Annotated in this window: 17 protein-coding genes; 5 read left to right on the top strand and 12 right to left on the bottom strand. The window is 56.7% G+C overall.

Annotated elements, in window-relative coordinates:
- Nucleotides 1–97: 97 nt before the first annotated feature.
- Nucleotides 98–2,113 (bottom strand): excinuclease ABC subunit UvrB, encoded by a 2,016-nt coding sequence (gene uvrB / locus M987_RS12300; RefSeq protein ID WP_014069424.1) that lies wholly within the window; start codon nucleotides 2,111–2,113, stop codon nucleotides 98–100.
- 751 nt (nucleotides 2,114–2,864) lie between these two features.
- Between uvrB and M987_RS12295 the strand changes: the two genes are divergently transcribed.
- Nucleotides 2,865–3,587: an ABC transporter ATP-binding protein gene (locus M987_RS12295; protein WP_014069423.1), complete on the top strand. Its 723-nt coding sequence runs from the start codon at nucleotides 2,865–2,867 to the stop codon at nucleotides 3,585–3,587.
- Here the strand turns inward: M987_RS12295 and bioD are convergent.
- From bioD to bioB, 4 genes are read right to left on the bottom strand one after another with little or no spacing between them, the layout of a single operon-like run.
- Nucleotides 3,550–4,251, bottom strand: coding sequence for a dethiobiotin synthase (gene bioD, locus M987_RS12290; protein ID WP_014069422.1), 702 nt, complete (start codon nucleotides 4,249–4,251; stop codon nucleotides 3,550–3,552). The genes M987_RS12295 and bioD overlap by 38 nt on opposite strands.
- Nucleotides 4,244–4,999 (bottom strand): malonyl-ACP O-methyltransferase BioC, encoded by a 756-nt coding sequence (gene bioC / locus M987_RS12285; RefSeq protein ID WP_014069421.1) that lies wholly within the window; start codon nucleotides 4,997–4,999, stop codon nucleotides 4,244–4,246. Before bioC ends, bioD begins: the two co-directional genes overlap by 8 nt.
- On the bottom strand, nucleotides 4,983–6,140 hold the full coding sequence (gene bioF / locus M987_RS12280; RefSeq protein WP_014069420.1) for an 8-amino-7-oxononanoate synthase: 1,158 nt from the start codon (nucleotides 6,138–6,140) through the stop codon (nucleotides 4,983–4,985). Before bioF ends, bioC begins: the two co-directional genes overlap by 17 nt.
- The gene (bioB, locus tag M987_RS12275) at nucleotides 6,137–7,177 is read right to left on the bottom strand and encodes a biotin synthase BioB (RefSeq protein WP_014069419.1); all 1,041 of its coding nucleotides are present in this window, start codon (nucleotides 7,175–7,177) and stop codon (nucleotides 6,137–6,139) included. Before bioB ends, bioF begins: the two co-directional genes overlap by 4 nt.
- A gap of 86 nt (nucleotides 7,178–7,263) precedes the next feature.
- Here bioB and bioA point away from each other — a divergent pair, with 86 nt between their 5' ends.
- Entirely contained in the window at nucleotides 7,264–8,553 is a 1,290-nt protein-coding gene (gene bioA, locus M987_RS12270) for an adenosylmethionine--8-amino-7-oxononanoate transaminase (RefSeq protein WP_074392831.1), read from the top strand.
- A gap of 70 nt (nucleotides 8,554–8,623) precedes the next feature.
- A complete protein-coding gene (locus tag M987_RS12265) occupies nucleotides 8,624–9,100 on the top strand; it encodes a kinase inhibitor (RefSeq protein ID WP_014069417.1) in 477 nt (158 codons plus the stop codon).
- Between the two features lie 84 nt (nucleotides 9,101–9,184).
- Here M987_RS12265 and hutH read toward each other — a convergent pair whose 3' ends face one another.
- From hutH to hutI, 5 genes are all read right to left on the bottom strand, one after another.
- Entirely contained in the window at nucleotides 9,185–10,705 is a 1,521-nt protein-coding gene (gene hutH, locus M987_RS12260) for a histidine ammonia-lyase (RefSeq protein ID WP_014069416.1), read from the bottom strand.
- The gene (gene hutU / locus M987_RS12255; protein ID WP_014069415.1) at nucleotides 10,705–12,390 is read right to left on the bottom strand and encodes a urocanate hydratase; all 1,686 of its coding nucleotides are present in this window, start codon (nucleotides 12,388–12,390) and stop codon (nucleotides 10,705–10,707) included. Before hutU ends, hutH begins: the two co-directional genes overlap by 1 nt.
- A gap of 136 nt (nucleotides 12,391–12,526) precedes the next feature.
- Nucleotides 12,527–13,261 carry a histidine utilization repressor gene (locus tag M987_RS12250; RefSeq protein ID WP_014069414.1) on the bottom strand — a complete coding sequence of 245 codons (735 nt, stop codon included), beginning with the start codon at nucleotides 13,259–13,261 and terminating at the stop codon, nucleotides 12,527–12,529.
- A gap of 19 nt (nucleotides 13,262–13,280) precedes the next feature.
- Nucleotides 13,281–14,219: a formimidoylglutamase gene (hutG, locus tag M987_RS12245; protein WP_014069413.1), complete on the bottom strand. Its 939-nt coding sequence runs from the start codon at nucleotides 14,217–14,219 to the stop codon at nucleotides 13,281–13,283.
- On the bottom strand, nucleotides 14,216–15,439 hold the full coding sequence (gene hutI, locus M987_RS12240; RefSeq protein WP_014069412.1) for an imidazolonepropionase: 1,224 nt from the start codon (nucleotides 15,437–15,439) through the stop codon (nucleotides 14,216–14,218). Before hutI ends, hutG begins: the two co-directional genes overlap by 4 nt.
- 224 nt (nucleotides 15,440–15,663) lie before the next feature.
- Between hutI and M987_RS12235 the strand changes: the two genes are divergently transcribed.
- Entirely contained in the window at nucleotides 15,664–16,947 is a 1,284-nt protein-coding gene (locus M987_RS12235) for a putative acyl-CoA thioester hydrolase (protein ID WP_014069411.1), read from the top strand.
- A gap of 100 nt (nucleotides 16,948–17,047) precedes the next feature.
- On the opposite strand, the gene pgl is transcribed toward M987_RS12235, so the two are convergent.
- Complete coding sequence (gene pgl, locus M987_RS12230) at nucleotides 17,048–18,043, bottom strand: 6-phosphogluconolactonase (RefSeq protein ID WP_014069410.1); 996 nt, start codon at nucleotides 18,041–18,043, stop codon at nucleotides 17,048–17,050.
- A 140-nt stretch (nucleotides 18,044–18,183) separates the two neighbouring features.
- On the opposite strand from pgl, the gene M987_RS12225 reads away from it, so the two are divergent.
- Nucleotides 18,184–19,002, top strand: coding sequence for a pyridoxal phosphatase (locus tag M987_RS12225; RefSeq protein WP_014069409.1), 819 nt, complete (start codon nucleotides 18,184–18,186; stop codon nucleotides 19,000–19,002).
- Here M987_RS12225 and modC read toward each other — a convergent pair whose 3' ends face one another.
- Entirely contained in the window at nucleotides 19,003–20,061 is a 1,059-nt protein-coding gene (gene modC / locus M987_RS12220; protein ID WP_014069408.1) for a molybdenum ABC transporter ATP-binding protein ModC, read from the bottom strand.

The following is a 20,061-nucleotide window of genomic DNA, read 5'->3' as shown; positions in this document are numbered from 1 at the left end:
CGCTGAATAAAGATAAACATTACTGGGGAACCCTCAGCCCACAGGGAGAGGGAGAAAACACTAAAGATGGCAGCTTCTGGCTGCCATCTTGCTTTTGTTACGATGCCGCAATAAACAGATCCCGCAACTGATGCAGCTGATCGCGGATTTGCGCAGCCTCTTCAAACTCCAGGTTCTGCGCGTGCTGCATCATCTGTGCTTCCAGCTCATGAATTTTCTGCTGGAGCGCTTTCGGCGTCAGCACGACGGTATCTTCTTCCACCACTGAACGTGCCTTGCCACGCCCTTTCGCTTTGGTTTTGGCGATGTTCTGCCCCAGCGCCAGGATATCCACCACCTTCTTGTTCAGCCCTTGTGGCGTAATACCGTTTTCTTCGTTATAACGCTGCTGTTTCTCGCGTCGACGTTCCGTTTCACCAATCGCTTTCGCCATCGATGGGGTTATCTTATCGCCGTAGAGGATTGCCTTGCCGTTCACGTTACGTGCGGCACGGCCGATGGTCTGGATCAGGGAACGTTCAGAACGCAGGAAGCCCTCTTTGTCGGCATCCAGAATCGCAACCAGCGACACTTCTGGCATATCCAGACCTTCTCGCAGCAGGTTGATCCCCACCAGTACGTCGAACTCGCCCAGGCGCAGGTCACGGATGATCTCCATACGCTCGACGGTATCGATATCCGAGTGCAGATACCGCACGCGCTCACCGTGTTCTTCAAGATATTCAGTCAGATCTTCCGCCATGCGCTTGGTCAGGGTCGTCACCAGCACGCGCTCATTGATGGCAGCGCGAGTGCGGATCTCAGACAGAAGATCGTCAACCTGGGTGGCAACAGGACGCACTTCGATAATCGGATCCAACAGACCGGTCGGACGCACCACCTGGTCAACGACCTCATCGCCGGATTTTTCCAGCTCGTAGCTACCTGGCGTTGCCGACACGTAGATAGTTTGCGGGGCAAGCGCTTCAAACTCTTCAAACTTCATCGGGCGGTTATCCAGCGCTGATGGCAGGCGGAAGCCGTACTCCACCAGCGTCTCTTTACGAGCCCGGTCACCGCGATACATGCCGCCAATCTGCGGGATCGTCACGTGGGATTCATCCACCACCAGCAGGCCGTCCGCCGGGAGATAGTCAAACAGGGTTGGCGGTGGCTCGCCCGGCCCACGGCCAGAGAGGAAGCGTGAGTAGTTTTCGATACCGGAGCAGTACCCCAGCTCGTTCATCATCTCCAGGTCAAACTGGGTGCGCTGGCTTAAGCGCTGCTCCTCGAGCAGCTTGTTATTCGCCAGCAGCACCTTACGGCGGTCTGCCAGCTCGACTTTGATCTCTTCCATCGCCTGCACAATACGTTCGCGCGGGGTTACGTAGTGCGTTTTAGGGTAAACGGTGAAACGCTGAATGATCGATTCCACATGCCCGGTCAGCGGGTCAAACAACGACAGCCGCTCAACCTCTTCGTCGAACAGTTCAACACGCAGTGCAATATCGTCCGACTCTGCCGGGAAGATATCGATAACTTCACCGCGCACGCGGAACGTACCGCGCTGGAAGGCCTGGTCGTTACGGGTGTATTGCAGCTCCGCCAGGCGGCGCAAAATCGCACGCTGATCGATGATCATCCCCTGAGTGAGGTGCAGCATCATCTTCAGGTACAAATCCGGGTCGCCCAGACCGTAGATAGCGGACACCGACGCCACCACAATGACATCGCGGCGTTCCAGCAGCGCTTTGGTTGCCGACAGACGCATTTGTTCGATGTGTTCGTTTACCGACGCATCTTTTTCGATAAAGGTATCGGAGCTTGGGACATACGCTTCAGGCTGGTAGTAATCGTAGTAAGAGACGAAGTACTCCACCGCATTCTCCGGGAAGAACTCCTTCATTTCGCCATAGAGCTGAGCCGCCAGCGTTTTATTCGGGGCAAGCACCATTGTGGGGCGCTGGAGATCCGCAATGACGTTGGCAACGGTAAACGTTTTACCCGAGCCGGTAACGCCCAGCAGCGTTTGATGTGCCAGACCGTCTTCCAGCCCCTCTTCCAGGCGACGGATCGCCTCAGGCTGGTCGCCTGAAGGGCTGAAAACAGAATTCAATTTGAACGGTTTACTCATGGGCGATGACCTGATGACGTAATTAGCGGCAGGTGAGTAATTTTACTCGCAGCTGCCAGGATTGCCAGTAAAAAATACTGGATGAAAAACCAGTGGCGTGGCAGGATATTTAGAGTAGCGTTCGGATGATTAGCGCAATCCCGGTCAAAATTTAGACTGTGACAAAATAAAACACCAGCGAACCCGGGTTATCCCCAGAACTTTTTCTTTTTTAACATTTGTCAAGGTGTGTAATGAAAGTTTTGTGGCAACCAGTGACAGTTTCATTACGCTAATTGCTTTTATATAACAAATTGATTTTTAACCGATATTTCATAAAGCCGCGTTTCGCACCAATTCAGGCGTAAGCCGCGTATTCTCTCGCTTATCGCGTGTTTTCTAACTCTAATACACATGGTTATCCACAGGAATAGTGGATAACTGCCTCCAGCCCGTATAGACCGCCACTCAGCTAATTCCCGGTTTTTCCCATCGGTGGGGTGACAAAAAATTTTTATAGCTCTTTTTTGATGGTAATCAGTTGCGCCAGACATAACGGATTGGTGAGATCTTAATCACAATTCAGTGATTATGCCGCTGCACCACAAATCAACACCACCGGCACTGCTACTGTGCAATTCCCTGCCGCATCCCTCCCTTGCCCCAGGCTCATTCCTAAAAAAGTCTCTTTTTTAATCAACTTAACGGTTCTGGCAGGAGTTTTGCACAATTCGTACGAGCCATACCCACATCGATGTTTAAGGAGAGAAACATGTTGAGTCTGCGTGCAGTGAATCAGTTTTACGGAAGCCAACATACGCTATGGAATGTTGATTTAGATTTACCGCCAGGTCTGTGTACGGGGGTCGTTGGCCTGCCGGGTATGGGGAAATCCACGCTGATGAACTGTATCGCGGGCAATTTACCCGTTGAGAGCGGAACCATCATCTGGCATGAAGCAGGCGCCCCTCCGCGTGACCTGCTCAGCCAGCCACCGGAACAGCGAAACCGTCCTGGCATTGGCTACGTCCCGCAGGACAGGCGGATATTCTCGCAACTGACCATTGAAGAAAATCTGCATATCGCGATGCGGGCCACCGGGAAGCCGGATGCCACCGCCAAAAGCGAGGTTTACGCCCTGTTCCCGCAGCTCTATACGCTGCGCCAGACCCGCGCCAACGGGTTATCGCCGGATATTCAGTATCAACTGGCGATAGCCAACGCCCTGGTGAACCGACCGCGGGTATTGATTCTGGATGAGCCGATGCACGGCGCGGGGCCGAGCTTTGCCCAGAAGCTTGCGCAACTGCTGATACGGCTGAACCGGGAGCTGGGTATGACAGTACTGTTAGCGGAGCAGCAGCTATCGTTTATCCGCCGGGTTGCGGACCGCTTCTGCATGTTGTATCGCGGGCGTAACGTGGCGCAGGGCCACGTTAACGAGCTTAATGATGAGCTTATTGCCCACTGGATGACGCTGGAGGCAAGACGCTGAGATCCAGATAGTGACCGGTTTCGGCACTGTCGGCCCCCTCAGCAAGCCAGGGGATCTCACCCAGACATGGCGCAGGCAGCACGCGTTTTAGCGTTGCCAGATACTCCTGATGACGCCTGCCCGGGGCAACCACATCGTTGGCTATCCAGCCCGCAAGGCGCAACCCTGCCTGCTGGATAGCCTGCGCAGTCAGCATGGCGTGGTTGATGCAGCCAAGCTTCACCCCCACCACCAGAATGACCGGAAGCTGCTCAGCCTGAACCCAGTCGGCAAAGGTCTGTTGGTCCGAAAGCGGGGTAAACCAGCCGCCAGCCCCTTCCACCAGTACCCACTCTGCCTGCTGCTCCAGAGCACGTAATCCCCCCGACAGCACCGCGAAATCAATCGCCCGACCTTCATCTGCACTGACGATGTGCGGCGAGGTTGGTTCCGCGAACGTGTATGGATTCACCTGCGGGTAGCTCAGCGCAAGGCTGCTGTTACGTTGCAACGCCAGCGCGTCGGTGTTGCGTAACCCCTCTGCCGTCATTTCACTGCCGGAGGCCACAGGTTTGTAGCCAGCGGTGATAAACCCTTGCAGATTCGCCGCCTGTAATAGCGCCGAGCTGGCAACCGTCTTACCGACTTCCGTATCGGTGCCGGTGACAAAATAACGTTCAGTCACGTTCGATAATCCCATGAAAAAGTTGATAAGAGAGCGGAAACTCACCCTGTTGCTGCGGCCAGGCCATCTCTAAACGGTGCAACTGACCACGGGTAAGCGGTTTTGTGTCCCGCCCTGAATGCAAATGCGTCGCCCCAATGCCTTTCAGTGAGCGCATGGCACTGAGGGCATCGCTAAAACTGAGCGTAATGGTCTGCACCACACTGCGATAACGCCAGCCTTTCAGCGCCTGGAGCACTTCGTCCTGCGATAAAAATCGGTTCGCGTGCGCCCCGCTATCCACCGCGTGCCAGGCCTGATTTAGCTCCGGCAACGAGCTTTCAAGCAGCGTGGTAAAGGCGATTTTTCCGCCTGGTCGTGCCACGCGATACAGTTCATGCAACGCCTGAGGCAGGCTGCTGCACCACTGCACCGCAAGGTGGCTCCACACCAGGTCAAACTGCTCATCTGGCAGGGGAATAGCTTCAATATCCGCCACCAGATAGCGGTCGGCCGCCTGTTGCTGGCGTGCTTCGTCCAGCATTTGCGAGGAGAGATCGATAGCCGTCACACAGCTTCCCGCCGCACGCCAGTAGCGGCTATTTGCGCCCGGGCCACACCCGGCATCCAGCACCTGCGGGAAATCGCTTTCACCCAGCGTGCGGAGCAACCCACGCGCGCTCTGACGTTGCAGTTCATCGTGTTGTGAATAGCTCTGCGCCGCGCGGCCAAACGCGGCTGCAATGGCCTCTTTATTGACGGGCGACATGCAGCGCCTCCAGCAGCGTATCGATATCCTGCGTTTCGTGCGCCGCCGTGAGCGTGAGGCGTAACCGCGCCGTACCCGGTGGTACAGTCGGCGGGCGGATCGCCGTCACCCACATGCCCTGTTCACGAAGCCGTTGCGCCAGCTCCAGCGCCTGGCCGTTATCCCCCACGATCACCGGCTGAATGGCACTCAGTGAGTCAGTGCTCTGGAAAGGTAGCGTGCTTAAGCCCCGGCGGAAATGGCGAATGTGCTGCGCTAAGCGCTGCCGACGTGCTTCTCCGTCATCCCCGCGAATGACCTGCATAGCCGCAGATAGCGCCACGGCCTGCGCAGGTGGCATACTGGTGCTGTAAATCAGGTGTCGTGCGAATTGCAGCAGATAATCGGCCACCGTTTCACTGCACAGTACCGCCGCGCCGCTGACGCCGAATCCTTTACCGAACGTCACCACCAGCAATTCGGGTTTCACGCCCTGGTGATACGCGCTTCCGCGCCCTTCATCACCCACCACACCGATGCCGTGGGCATCATCCACCAGCAGCCAGGCATTGTGCTGCTGCGCTGTGTCATGCAGGGCGTTCAGCGGTGCACTGTCGCCGTCCATGCTAAACACCCCTTCCGTCACCACCAGCTGCTGGCCGTCACAGGGTTTGCCCAGCAGAGCGTGAAGCGGGGTGGCGTCATTATGGGCAAAGCGGCGAAGCTGCGCCGGACTCAGGTTTGCCGCCTCCAGTAGTGAGGCATGGCTTAAACGGTCGGCCACAATTCTGTCGTCTTTCCCCATCAGGGCAGTAATCACCGCCTGATTGGCCGCAAAGCCCGAGATAAACAGCAACGCACGGGGATACCCCAACCAGTCGGCAAGCTCTTCTTCCAGCGCCTGATGGGCTGTGGTGTAGCCGCTGACGTGGCCCGATCCGCCACTGCCCACGCCGTAACGTTCGGCACCCTGCTGCCAGGCGCGGACAACCTGCGGGTGCTGACTCAGGGCCAGATAATCGTTACTGGAGAAATTGCAAAAACGCTGATTGTCGCGGGTGAGAAAACGGCCTGCACCGTTTTCCACCACCCTGCGTACGCGAAAAGTCTCCGCCGCCCGGCGTTCCTCCAGGGCGGTGTTTATGCGTTGTTGCCAGGTCATACGGTCGCCGCGTTGTAAAACTGGTCAGTATCGGCGTTGAAAATTTGCTGCTCCAGCTGCTGCTGTTGCTCGTTATCACCCGTCAGCACCTCGGTCTGATGCGGATTCAGCCCCAATTTACGGAACAACTGGACGTCTTTGTCCTCTTCCGGGTTTGGCGTGGTCAGCAGTTTGCAGCCGTAGAAGATGGAGTTCGCACCGGCCATAAAGCACATAGCCTGGGTCTGTTCGCTCATCTGCTCGCGTCCGGCAGACAGGCGCACAAAGGAAGTTGGCATCATGATGCGCGCCACCGCAATGGTACGGATAAAATCAAACGCATCGACATCGTCGTTATCCGCCAGCGGCGTACCTTTCACCTTAACCAGCATGTTGATTGGCACGCTTTCTGGTGGGGTTGGCAGGTTGGCCAGTTGCAGCAGCAAGCCAGCGCGATCTTTCACCGTTTCGCCCAGACCAACGATCCCGCCGGAACACACTTTGATGCCTGCATCGCGGACTTTATCCAGCGTGTCCAGACGCTCCTGGTAGGTACGCGTGGTGATGATGTTGCCGTAAAACTCCGGAGAGGTGTCGAGGTTATGGTTGTAGTAATCCAGCCCCGCAGCGGACAAGCGTTGCGCCTGATCGTCATTCAGCGTTCCCAGGGTCATACAGGCTTCCAGCCCCATCTCCTTCACGCCTTTCACCATCTGTTCCAGGTATGGCATGTCGCGATCGTGCGGGTTTTTCCACGCCGCACCCATGCAAAAACGGGTCGACCCGGCGTTTTTCGCTTTACGCGCGGAATCCAGAACCTGCTCAACTTCCATCAGGCGTTCGGATTCAAGACCGGTTTTATAGCGGGCACTTTGCGGGCAATATTTGCAATCTTCCGGGCACGCGCCCGTCTTAATCGACAGCAGCGTACTGACCTGCACATGACGCGGGTCGAAGTGCTGACGGTGTACCGTTTGCGCTTCAAACAATAGCTCAAGGAAAGGTTTATTGAATAATTCAGTAACTTGCGACATTGTCCAGCGTGCGTGGTGAGCCATCGGGCTTCTCCAAAGGGTTTTGTTAATTTCCGGTTCGGTTTATACTCGTAAACCTAAAACTTTTCAAAATGGTTTACAAGTCGATTATGACCCAGGACGATCTCGCCTTCGATAAGCTGCATATCTGGCACCCTTACACTTCCACGACGAACCCGCTGCCCGTTTACCCGGTGGCCTCTGCCCGAGGCTGCGAACTGCATCTCGCCAGCGGAGAGCGGCTTGTTGACGGGATGTCTTCCTGGTGGGCCGCCATTCACGGTTACAACAATCCGCGTCTGAACGCGGCGATGAAAGCGCAGATTGACCAGATGTCGCACGTGATGTTCGGCGGTATCACCCATCAGCCTGCGGTTGATCTTTGCCGCCGTCTGGTGGCGATGACGCCGGACTCGCTGGAGTGCGTTTTCCTCGCTGACTCAGGTTCCGTGGCCGTTGAGGTGGCGATGAAAATGGCGTTGCAGTACTGGCACGCCAAAGGCGAGTCTCGCCAGCGGTTCCTCACCTTCCGCAACGGTTATCACGGGGATACCTTCGGCGCCATGTCGGTCTGTGACCCGGATAACTCGATGCACAGCCTGTGGAAAGGCTACCTGCCGGATAACCTGTTTGCCCCAGCGCCGCAGAGCCGCTTTGATGGCGAATGGAACGAAGCCGATATGGTGGGCTTCGCACGCCTGATGGCCGCGCACCGCCACGAGATAGCCGCCGTGATCCTGGAACCCGTTGTGCAGGGCGCGGGCGGGATGCGCATGTACCACCCGGAGTGGCTAAAACGTATTCGTAAGATGTGCGATCGCGAGGGCATTCTGCTGATTGCTGATGAGATAGCCACCGGCTTTGGCCGCACCGGTAAACTGTTTGCCTGCGAACATGCCGGTATTGCGCCGGATATCCTGTGCCTGGGTAAGGCATTGACCGGTGGCACGATGACGCTTTCCGCCACGCTCACCACCCGCCACGTTGCGGATACCATCAGCGACGGCGAAGCGGGTTGCTTTATGCATGGCCCGACATTTATGGGAAATCCACTGGCCTGTGCGGTGGCAAGCGAAAGCCTGGCCATTCTGGAAAGCGGTGAATGGCAAACCCAGGTTGCCGCGATTGAAGCGCAGCTTCAGCAGGAGCTCAGCGCGGCATCAGACTCTGAGTTTGTGGCGGATGTGCGCGTACTTGGCGCAATTGGCGTGATTGAGACAACGCATCCGGTAAATATGGCCGCGCTACAACGCTTCTTCGTCGAGCGTGGCGTCTGGGTTCGTCCTTTCGGGAAACTGATTTATCTGATGCCGCCGTACCTTATTACCGGGGTACAGCTGCGCAAGCTGACCGCCGCGGTTGTCGAAGCGGTTAAGGTTCCCGCACATTTTGCGATTTAATCCAGGGCGTTAGCTTCGGTACTCTGTTTATGCATTACACTTTTTGCACGGCTCAGTACGGAGAAAACGAATGAAACTCATCAGTCAGGATCTGCGCGACGGCGAGAAATTGCCTGAGCGCCACGTATTTAACGGAATGGGATATCAGGGGGATAATTTATCCCCGCATCTGGCCTGGGATGACGTTCCTGCGGGAACCAAAAGCTTTGTCGTCACCTGCTACGACCCGGATGCGCCAACCGGCTCCGGCTGGTGGCACTGGATTGTCGCCAACCTGCCTGCCAGCACGCGCGTCCTGCCGCAGGGTGCGGGTTCTGGCGTTTCCGCCCTGCCAGAAGGCGCGATCCAGACGCGTACCGATTTTGGTAAAGCGGGCTACGGCGGCGCGGCGCCACCAAAAGGGGAAACCCACCGCTATATCTTCACGGTTCATGCACTGGATGTGGATAAGATTGAGGTGGACGAAGGTGCCAGCGGCGCGATGGTGGGTTTTAACGTGCACTTCCAAACGCTGGGAAGCGCCTCGATAACGGCGATGTACTCCTGAAAAAAGCCGGGTGGCGGCTTCGCCTTACCCGGCCTACATTTTGCACTCGTAGGCCCGGTAAGCGCAGCGCCACCGGGCAAACAATCACAGCACAGAAGGTAATAATCCCACCAGTCGCCCTTCTTCAAGAAGCTGCATCGCTTTATCAATATCCGGGGCAAAGAAACGATCATCGTCATAATGCGTGACATGCTCGCGCAGAACATGGCGCGCCTGTTCCAGCAATGCACTGGATTTCAGCCCATCACGCAGATCGATCCCCTGGCAGGCTGCCAGCCACTCAACCGCCAGCACGCCGCGGGTGTTAGAAGCCATCTCCCACAGACGACGCCCGGCAGCCGGAGCCATCGAAACGTGATCTTCCTGGTTTGCCGAAGTCGGCAGGCTGTCCACGCTGTGTGGATGCGACAACGCTTTGTTCTCACTTGCCAGCGCCGCGGCCGTCACCTGGGCAATCATAAAGCCCGAGTTCACCCCACCGTTACGCACCAGGAACGGCGGCAGCTGAGACATGTGTTTGTCCATCATCAGCGCGATACGGCGTTCAGATAACGCACCCACTTCGGCAATGGCCAGCGCGATGTTATCCGCCGCCATCGCCACAGGCTCGGCGTGGAAGTTACCGCCGGACACCACCTCGTTTTCCTGGGCAAACACCAGCGGGTTATCCGACACCGCGTTAGCTTCCACCAGCAATACCTCTGCCGCCTGACGCAGCTGCGTCAGACACGCCCCCATCACCTGCGGCTGGCAGCGCAGGGAATACGGGTCCTGCACCTTGTCGCAGTTATGGTGAGACTCGGCAATGTCACTGGTATCGGTCAGCAGATGGCGATACAGGGCGGCAGCGTCAATCTGCCCGCGCTGACCGCGCACCTCGTGAATACGGGCATCAAACGGACGACGAGAGCCGAGCACCGCTTCCGTGGTCAGTGCACCGCACACCACCGCCGAGGCAAACAGATCTTCGGCTTCAAACAGGCCGCGCAGGGCAAACGCCGTGGATGCCTGCGTCCCATTGAGCAGCGCCAGCCCCTCTTTCGCCGCCAGCGTAATCGGCGCCAGACCGGCTTTTTTCAGCGCTTCTGTTGCAGGTAACCACTCTCCCTGCCAGCGCGCCTTGCCTTCACCCAGCAGTAGCAAAGACATATGCGCCAGCGGTGCCAGGTCGCCGGAAGCGCCCACTGAGCCTTTCGCCGGGATCCACGGATAAACTCCGGCATTCACCAGCGCCATCAGCGCCTGGATAACGCTCAGTCGGATGCCGGAAAAACCACGCGCCAGGCTGTTGATTTTGAGCACCATCATCAGACGGACAATCTCATCATCCAGCGGCTGCCCCACACCCGCTGCATGGGAAAGCACCAGCGAGCGTTGCAGGTTTTCCAGATCGTGAGTCGCAATTCGCGTCTGGGCTAACAGGCCAAATCCGGTGTTGATACCGTATGCGGTGCGCCCTTCGGCCACAATGGCCTCGACGCAGGCAACGCTGTCGTTAATTGCGCGATGGGCGCTTTCATCCAGCGCCAGTGTTACCGGGTGACGCCAGACGTTACGCAGCTGTTTTAGCGTCAGTGAGCCGGGAGTGAGTGTAAGAGCGTTCATTAAAGCTTTCCTTGTGTGGCAGGGATCATCGGCAGGTTTAGCCCCTGCTCTTTGGCACATTCAACCGCTATCTCGTAACCCGCATCCGCGTGACGCATCACGCCGGTTGCCGGGTCGTTATGCAGCACGCGAGCGATACGCGCGGCCGCTTCGTCAGTGCCGTCGCAGACAATGACCATCCCCGAATGCTGGGAGAAGCCCATTCCTACGCCGCCGCCGTGGTGCAGTGATACCCAGGTTGCACCGCTGGCGGTGTTCAGCAACGCATTCAGCAATGGCCAGTCGGATACCGCATCCGATCCGTCACGCATGGCTTCGGTTTCACGGTTCGGGCTGGCGACCGAACCGGAATCGAGGTGATCACGCCCGATAACAATCGGTGCGGAAACTTCACCGCTGCGCACCATTTCGTTAAACGCCAGGCCCAGCTTCTGGCGCCATTCCAGCCCTACCCAGCAGATACGCGCCGGTAAGCCCTGGAAGTTAATGCGTTCGCGGGCCATATCCAGCCAGTGATGCAGGTGTTCGTCGTCTGCGACAATCTCTTTAACTTTTGCATCCGTTTTGTAGATATCTTCCGGGTCGCCGGACAGGGCCACCCAGCGGAACGGGCCAATACCGCGACAGAACAGCGGGCGGATATAAGCCGGTACGAAGCCCGGGAAATCAAAGGCATTGGCAACGCCCATCTCTTTTGCCATCTGGCGAATGTTGTTGCCGTAATCGAAGGTTGGGATGCCCATTTTGCTGAACGCCAGCATGGCGCTCACATGCTCTGCCATGGATTGTTTTGCCGCGAGCACCGTGCCTTCCGGATCGGTTTCGGCTTTTTGCTGGTAGGCTTCCCACGTCCAGCCTTTTGGCAGATAGCCGTGCAGCGGGTCGTGGGCGCTGGTCTGGTCGGTAACTAAATCCGGGCGAACGCCACGAGCCACCAGTTCCGGGACGATATCTGCCGCGTTACCGCACAGGGCAATCGACATAGCTTTACCTTCCGCGGTGTATTTTTTAATACGTGCCAGCGCGTCATCAAGGTTTTCGGCCTGCTCGTCAACATAGCGGGTACGCAGACGGAAATCGATGCGGCTCTGCTGGCATTCAATGTTCAGGGAACAGGCACCGGCAAGCGTTGCTGCCAGCGGCTGTGCGCCGCCCATTCCGCCCAGGCCCGCAGTCAGGACCCAGCGGCCTTTCAGCGAGCCGCTATAGTGCTGGCGACCGGCTTCAACGAAGGTTTCATAGGTTCCCTGCACAATCCCCTGGCTGCCAATGTAGATCCAGCTGCCCGCCGTCATCTGGCCGTACATCGCCAGCCCTTTCGCGTCCAGCTCGTTGAAGTGTTCCCAGGTCGCCCAGTGTGGCACCAGGTTTGAGTTTGCAATCAGCACGCGCGGTGCGTTTTTGTGAGTTTTGAATACCCCGACCGGCTTGCCGGATTGCACCAGCAGGGTTTCGTCGTTTTCCAGTTGAGTCAGGGCTTCTACAATGGCGTCGTAGCACTCCCAGTTGCGCGCGGCGCGGCCAATGCCGCCGTAGACCACTAACTCATGGGGATTTTCTGCGACCTCAGGATCAAGGTTGTTCATCAACATGCGCAGCGGTGCTTCGGTGAGCCAGCTTTTTGCGGTGAGCGTGGTGCCGCGCGCGGCGCGGACATCCTGCTGGCGGTATTTACCTGACGACATTGTGTGCTCCTCATACGGGACAGATGATACAAATAGATATACTTGTATAGACAAGCACACACAAGATTGGTTTTAACAAAAAAGATACAATTTTGTTATATTGAGTTAGCTATCACGCTTTTACTTCTTATGACCCTCAGGACATAAAATGGCCCTGCAAGCGGTAACGATCTCCCGGGAAGAGCAGCCTGGCGTGTGACACAATCTGGGACGATGACCAGGTGCGGCGGCGGATAAGCAGGCAGGGATCGTGCTCTTTCATCCGTAGCAGTTCACACTCCTGCTGTGTAGCGCGCACCGCTTCCACGATATGCTCCCCTTCAGTGAGCGGAGCCACCAGCGACAGATACGCGTGCGGCGTGGTGCGGGTGTAGTCCTGCTCAAGATATTCCGGCACGCTCAGCGCGTTGACGCAGCGATCTTCAATCTGCACCGGAACATCATTTTCAAAGTGGACCATTATCGAATGGAACACCCGCGTTCCCTCTTTGACGTTCAGCTCCAGAGCCTGTTCGGCGCTGGCATGGGTCTCTTCAAGCACCAGCACTTCGCAACGGTGCTGATGGTTACGCGCGGCAATCTCATCGGCAATACTGCGGATTTCAAACAGGGCTGATTGGCCTTTTGGTTCAGCCACAAAGGTCCCCACCCCTTGCAGGCGCACCAGCAAACCTTCATCGGTTAGCTCGCGCAGCGCACGGTTAATGGTCATGCGGCTAAAACCAAACTGCGCCACCAGCTCAGCCTCTGACGGGATGCGGTCATGCGGGCGCCATACGCCGCTGGCAATTTTTTCGCTGATCGCCTGCTTCACCTTTTCATAAAAAGGCGCAGGCGGGCTCGGGTTGGCCTGAGGTGAGCGTGAAAACATGGTGACTCCTTAACCTGTGTTATGCCCACCAGTGAGCAATTTGCCAGGCCAGACGGGCGGCGAGTTTCGCCCCCTGACCGTCCTGGTCGTAATGTGGATTAAATTCAACTAAATCTGCCGCCCGCAGTTTTCCGCTGCGGCAGATGCGCTCGATAACTGGCAACAAATCCAGCGCAGGAATACCTAACGCCGCAGGGGCTGATACGGCGGGCATCTCACCGGCGGGCAACACATCAAGATCGATGGTCAGATAAACGCTGTCTGCCCCGGCCAGTACCTCCTCAAGCACGGATAACGCATCGCGACGGAAATGGAGATCTTCAACCAGCGTCACGTTCAGCCGTTCGGCCTCATCCCACAACGCCTGAGTATTTGCCGCCCGGCTCACGCCAAAGCAGGCATACTGAAACGCGCGGGACTGCTCAGCGCAGTAGTGCGCAAGCTGACGAAACGGCGTGCCGGAGGTGGCACGTTCGGCCTTGCGCAGATCGAGATGGGCATCGAGGTTAATAATGGCCACACGCTCATGCGGGAAGGCATCCAGTACGCCACGCCCGTGTGCCCAGGCCGTTTCATGTCCGCCACCAAAGACAAGCGTATGCATCCCGGCACGCTGGCAGGCCGTAACCGCATCGCTTAACGCCCGCTGTGCAGCCTCAAGCCCATCGCCTTCGACCTCAATCGTGCCCAGATCCGCAAGCTGCTCATGCCCCTGATGGCTGGCCATATTGGCCAGCGCCTTGCGCAGGACATCGGGAGCCTGAGCGGCTCCCGGCCTGCCGTGGTTGCGTTTTACGCCTTCATCACATGCGAAACCCAGCAGCGCAATACCTGAGGAGGCGGGTGCAAACTGTGCCTGCTGCCGGATGGTCTGAAAAATGCGTTTGGCATTGCTGGCCTCTGCGCTGTCATCGCGCCCCTGCCAGACCTGCTCAGAAACGGGCCGCCATAACGTCATACTACCTCCCCACGGAAGATTCGCTGATACAGCGGGTTACGCCCGGGTTCATACACCATTTCCACCGGGTGCTTCGCATCCCAGACGATAAAATCAGCCACAAAGCCTGCCTTTAACTGCCCGTGTGTTCCACCGCGTCCGAGCGCGCGGGCGGCATGTCGCGTCACGCCAGCCCAGGCTTCTTCCGGTGTCAGGCCAAACTGGACGCAGGCCATATTCATCGCCAGATGCAGGCTGGCAAACGGGCTGGTCCCGGGGTTGTAGTCGGTGGCGACCGCCATCGCAACGCCCTGCTTTCTGAGCTGTTCAACCGGCGGACGCTGGCGCTCCTGGAGGAAATAGAAAGCGCCGGGCAGCAGAACCGCAACCGTGCCGCTTTCTGCCATCGCCTGAACCCCGGCCTCATCAAGATATTCAATATGATCGGCGGACAGCCCCTGGTAACGGCTGACCAACGCCGCGCCGCCCAGATTAGACAGCTGCTCGACATGCCCTTTTACCGGAATGCCCAGCGCGAGCGCAGCCTGGAATACCCGCTCGGTTTGCGTCGGGGTGAATCCGACGTTTTCGCAAAAGACGTCGACAGATTCGAACAACCCTTTTTGCCACAGGGCAGGCATTATCTGTTCGCACACCAGCGTGAGATAGGCATCCGGGTCGTGGCGGTATTCCGCGGGAACCGCATGAGCCGCAAGCAGCGTCGGGCTGATTTCTACCGGGTAATCGTCGCCAAGCTGACGCGCCACCTGCAACATTTTCTCTTCGACTTCGGCGTTCAGACCGTATCCTGACTTGATTTCAAGGGTTGTCACGCCTTCATTCATCAGCCGTTGCAGGCGCTGCTGCGCAAGCGCCAGTAATGCTTCGTGAGTGCTGTTGCGGGTTGCAGTCACGGTGGCGTTAATCCCGCCGCCCTGGGCGCTGATGGTCTGATAAGAGACCCCGTTTAACCGCTGCTCCCATTCCGCCGCGCGATCGCCGCCAAAGACCAGATGGGTATGGCAGTCGATAAGCCCCGGCGTAACCAGCCTTCCCGCTAAATCAATGCTGTTAGCGCGCCCGTGAGGGATTTCTGTTTCGGGGATAATGGCCAGAATAGTTTGGTCGCGGACCACCAGCACACAGTGTTCGGTCAGTCCATAAGGGGCAGAATGGTCGGGATCCATTGTCGCCAGTCGCGCATTACGCCAGATAACATCGTCGGGATGAAGCTGCTGCATGGGGCTTCCACTTGTCATGGGTTGTATAGACATTTATTTTCATCTGCTTGCCGCTGTCAACCGCCTTTACGGAAAATGTTATTTATTTGTGATTACTTTCCCGCATCCGCCGGGCGAAAAATGCAACTTTTTACCATTTAAACTTCCCGTTTCGCTCAACTTAGTATAAAAAAGCAGGCTATTTCGTCTATCCCGTTAAGACTTGCATACCCAGGAGCTTTACCTTGAACATTTCCAGGATTTCCCGTCTGGCGTTAGCACTCGCCTTTGGCGTGACATTATCCGCATGTAGCTCAACGCCACCGGACCAGCAGCCTTCTGAGCAGGTTGCACCGGGCACCGCATCTCGTCCGATTCTGTCTGCTGATGAAGCGAAAAACTTCAGCCAGGCGCGTTACTTCACGGCAATGGACCCAAATGGGGCACCGTGGAGCCCGTCTTCAATCAACCTGCCTAAGCAGCCTGATTTCGTCGTCGGCCCGGCCGGTACGCAGGGTGTCACGCACACCTCTATTCAGGCAGCGGTTGACGCAGCAATCACTAAACACAGCGCATCCCGCCAGTACATCGCGATCCTGCCAGGCGAATACGAAGGCACTGTATACGTGCCTGCCGCGCCGGGCAGCATTACCCTGTACGGTACGGGTGAAAAAGCCATCGACGTGAAAATCGGTCTGGCGATTGACTCCGAAATCGACAGCAACACCTGGCGTCGCCTGGTGAACCCGGCCGGGAAATATATGCCGGGCAAACCTGCGTGGTATATGTTCGATAACTGCCAGAGCAAACGTACCGCAACCGTGGGTGTGATGTGCTCTGCGGTATTCTGGTCTCAGAATAACGGTCTCCAGTTGCAGAACTTGACCATTCAAAACACCCTGGGTGATAGCGTGGACGCCGGTACTCATCAGGCGGTTGCACTGCGCAGCGATGGCGATCAGGTTCAGATTAATAACGTGAACATTCTGGGTCGTCAGAACACCTTCTTCGTGACCAACAGCGGTGTGCAGAACGCACTGGTGAACAATCGTCTGACCCGTACTCTGGTCACCAATAGCTACGTTGAAGGCGATGTAGACCTCGTTTCCGGCCGTGGCGCGGTAGTGTTTGATAATACGGATTTCCGCGTAGTGAATTCCCGTACACAGCAAGAAGGTTATGTGTTCGCACCAGCAACACAGTCCAACCTGTTCTACGGCTTCCTGGCAGTGAACAGCCGCTTCACCGCGTCCGGTAATGGCGTGGCGCAGTTGGGTCGCTCTCTGGATGTGGATTCTGCCACCAACGGCCAGGTTGTTATCCGCGACAGCGTGATCAACGAAGGTTTCAACACGGCAAAACCGTGGGCAGACGCCGCAGTGTCTAAGCGTCCATTCTCCGGCAACACCGGTGCCGTGGATGATAAAGGCAACGTGCAGCGCAACCTGAACGACGCTAACTTCAACCGCATGTGGGAATACAACAACCGCGGTCTGGGTAGCAAAGTGGTTGCTGAGCCTAAGCAGTAATCTGTTTTGCCGGGTGGCGGCTTCGCCTTACCCGGCCTACAAATCTGTTCACCGGGCATAAAAAAACCTCGCATCTGCGAGGTTTTTTGTTTTACACCGCTTAGTGTGCGTTAACGACAACCCACATTGGCCCCTGGCCTACAGCATAACGGCCCTTCTCTTCCAGCAAGCCCTGCTCACCTTTGATTTCGTACAGCGCGATGTGATGGGATTTCTGTCCCGCCGCAATCAGGTATTTCCCGCTGTGGTCGATATTAAAGCCACGTGGCTGGGTTTCCGTTGGCTGGAAGCCTTCAATCGCCAGCACGCTGCCGTCTTCAGACACGCTGAACACGGTAATCAGGCTGGAGGTGCGGTCACAGGCGTAAAGATGACGACCATCTGGTGTAATGTGGATATCCGCAGCCCAGCGGGTGTCGGAGAAGTCAGACGGCATCATATCCAGCGTCTGAACGCACTCAATCTCGCCGTTTGGATCTTTCAGCTCCCACACATCGACAGAGCTGTTTAGCTCGTTCACGACATAGGCGTACTGCTGATTAGGGTGGAACACCATGTGACGTGGGCCTGCGCCCTCAACGGTCGTCACTTCAGCCGGGTTTTGCGCAACCAGGTGACCATCGTCACTCAGGGTAAACAGGCAGATGCGATCCTGCTTCAGCGCAGGAACCCACAGCGTGCGGTTGTCCGGGGTGATATTGGCAGAGTGGCACCCTTCCAGCCCTTCAACCACATCGACCGTTTCAACCGGGATGCCATCTTCCAGACGCGTCACGCTGACGCAGCCAGAGTTATAGGAACCGCTGAACACGAAATTGCCTTTGTGATCGGTCGAGATATGGGTTGGGCTACCTGGCAGCGGAGCTTCGGCGGTGAAGGTCAGTGCGCCATCATCCGGGGAGATGCGGTAAGCCAGCACGCGAAACTCAGGACGCACGCCAACATAGAGAAAACGTTTATCCGGGCTGACGACCATCGGCTGAACTTGTCCGGGAACATCAACAACCTGAACCAGCGTGAGTGAACCTTCTGCATTCAAACGCCAGACATGGATCTGCTGACTTTCAGGACTGGCGGTATAAACGGTTTGTTTCATGAATACTCCTTTCCTCACTGCGCGTGAAAGTGATTATTTTTAACGGTGAATGCTGAATTTTAGCCAGGAATTTTGCAGCGATCTTCACTCGGTGTACCATCCCCTAAGACCTTAAATTCAATATTAACCCGGAAGAACAAATGACCTCGCGTGTGATTGCACTGGATTTAGACGGTACACTGCTTACCCCTCAAAAAACCCTGCTTCCCTCTTCTCTCGAAGCGCTGAAGCGCGCAAAAGAAGCGGGATATCAACTCCTGATCGTAACGGGTCGACATCACGTTGCCATTCATCCTTTTTATCAGGCACTGGCGTTAGATACACCTGCAATTTGTTGTAATGGCACTTATTTGTATGATTATCAGGCAAAAAAGGTTCTGGAGTCCGATCCGCTGCCGGTTCCACAGGCGCTGCAATTGATTGATCTGCTGGATGAACACGACATTCACGGCCTGATGTATGTGGATAACGCCATGGTGTATGAACGCCCTACCGGCCACGTTATTCGTACCAGCAACTGGGCGCTATCGTTGCCTGAAGCACAGCGTCCGGTCTTTACTCAGGTTGCCTCTTTGCGCCAGGCGGTTGCGGATGTCGACGCTATCTGGAAATTCGCCCTGACGGACGAAGACACCACCAAACTGAATGTCTTCGCAAAACACGTCGAGCAGACGCTCGGTCTGGAATGCGAATGGTCATGGCACGATCAGGTGGATATTGCCCGCAAAGGCAACAGCAAAGGCAAACGCCTGACGCAGTATGTGGAGTCTCAGGGCTGGTCAATGCAGGACGTGATTGCCTTTGGCGACAACTATAACGACATCAGTATGCTGGAAGCCGCAGGCACCGGCGTGGCGATGGGCAATGCCGATGATGCCATTAAAGCACGCGCCAACGTGGTGATTGGCGACAACACCACCGACAGCATTGCGCAGTACATCTATACCCACCTGCTGTGATTAGGTGGTGATCGAGACGCTCTTGATCTGCGCGTAAAGCCACAGGCCAGGTTTGATCCCTAACTCATCTCTGGCCCACGGGCTGATACGCGCCCACAGCGTCTTGCTGCCCACCTCGAGCTGCACTTCCACCTGGCCGTTATCGTCAAAACACTGAGCCACTTTGGCGCGCAGAATATTACGAATACTGGTTTGCAGAGGCGGTTGCAGCACCAGAGAGACATCCGAGGCCTGAATGCGAATACGCAACGCAGACTGAAGCGGTTTATCAATCTTATTGACCCACAAATGCTGATCGCCGAGCGCCAGCGCGGTCATGGCGTAGTGTGGATGATGCTCCAGCACGCTGACCTTCAGGATACTGCTCTGCTGCTCTTTTGGCAGCCACGGATGCATGACGCTGCTGCCCCACACTTCCTCCAGATTACCAAACGCTTTCACACTGCCGTTTTCCAGCACCAGCACTTTGTCTGCCAGATGCAGAATTTCATCAAGCGAATGGCTGACATAGAGCATCGGGATATTAATTTCGCGGGCCAGGCGTTGCAGGTACGGCAGCAGTTCGCGTTTGCGAGGGATATCCAGCGATGCCAGCGGCTCATCCAGCAACAGCAGTTCCGGTGCGGTCAACAATGCGCGGCCAATGGCCACACGCTGCTTCTCACCGCCAGAGAGCGAAGACGGGAGGCGATCGAGCAACTGTTCAATGCCCAACAGCGCAACAAGCTTATCAAACTGCCCGGCCATGCTTTTTGCCATGCCGTAACGCAGATTGCCGCGCACGCTGTAATGCGGGAATAACCTTGCATCCTGGAAAACGTAACCGATGCGCCGTTTATCCGGCGACAGGTAAACTTTGTTTTCCACGTCATTTAAGACGCGCTTATTCAGTACGATGCGCCCTGACTGAGGGCGCGTCAGGCCACTAATGGCGTTAATCAGCGAGGTTTTCCCCGCGCCAGAGACGCCAAAAATAGCCGTAATGCCGCTCGCCGGCAGGGTTTCGTTCAGCGTCAGACAATGGTCGCCAAGCGTCTGGGTGAAATTCAGCTCCAGCAT

The sequence above is a fragment of the Enterobacter soli ATCC BAA-2102 genome (assembly GCF_001654845.1).
GTDB lineage: Bacteria > Pseudomonadota > Gammaproteobacteria > Enterobacterales > Enterobacteriaceae > Enterobacter > Enterobacter soli.
The sequence above is the reverse complement of the archived record's forward strand: the minus strand, read 5'-3'. Positions and strand labels throughout refer to the sequence as shown.

Bases quoted from the DNA above. Each gene is read 5' to 3' on its own strand.
- uvrB (WP_014069424.1), bottom strand. From the start codon at position 2,113: ATGAGTAAACCGTTCAAATTGAATTCTGTTTTCAGCCCTTCAGGCGAC.
- M987_RS12295 (WP_014069423.1), top strand. From the start codon at position 2,865: ATGTTGAGTCTGCGTGCAGTGAATCAGTTTTACGGAAGCCAACATACG.
- bioC (WP_014069421.1), bottom strand. From the start codon at position 4,999: ATGTCGCCCGTCAATAAAGAGGCCATTGCAGCCGCGTTTGGCCGCGCG.
- bioF (WP_014069420.1), bottom strand. From the start codon at position 6,140: ATGACCTGGCAACAACGCATAAACACCGCCCTGGAGGAACGCCGGGCG.
- bioB (WP_014069419.1), bottom strand. From the start codon at position 7,177: ATGGCTCACCACGCACGCTGGACAATGTCGCAAGTTACTGAATTATTC.
- bioA (WP_074392831.1), top strand. From the start codon at position 7,264: ATGACCCAGGACGATCTCGCCTTCGATAAGCTGCATATCTGGCACCCT.
- M987_RS12265 (WP_014069417.1), top strand. From the start codon at position 8,624: ATGAAACTCATCAGTCAGGATCTGCGCGACGGCGAGAAATTGCCTGAG.
- hutH (WP_014069416.1), bottom strand. From the start codon at position 10,705: ATGAACGCTCTTACACTCACTCCCGGCTCACTGACGCTAAAACAGCTG.
- hutU (WP_014069415.1), bottom strand. From the start codon at position 12,390: ATGTCGTCAGGTAAATACCGCCAGCAGGATGTCCGCGCCGCGCGCGGC.
- M987_RS12250 (WP_014069414.1), bottom strand. From the start codon at position 13,261: ATGTTTTCACGCTCACCTCAGGCCAACCCGAGCCCGCCTGCGCCTTTT.
- hutG (WP_014069413.1), bottom strand. From the start codon at position 14,219: ATGACGTTATGGCGGCCCGTTTCTGAGCAGGTCTGGCAGGGGCGCGAT.
- hutI (WP_014069412.1), bottom strand. From the start codon at position 15,439: ATGCAGCAGCTTCATCCCGACGATGTTATCTGGCGTAATGCGCGACTG.
- pgl (WP_014069410.1), bottom strand. From the start codon at position 18,043: ATGAAACAAACCGTTTATACCGCCAGTCCTGAAAGTCAGCAGATCCAT.
- M987_RS12225 (WP_014069409.1), top strand. From the start codon at position 18,184: ATGACCTCGCGTGTGATTGCACTGGATTTAGACGGTACACTGCTTACC.
- modC (WP_014069408.1), bottom strand. From the start codon at position 20,061: ATGCTGGAGCTGAATTTCACCCAGACGCTTGGCGACCATTGTCTGACG.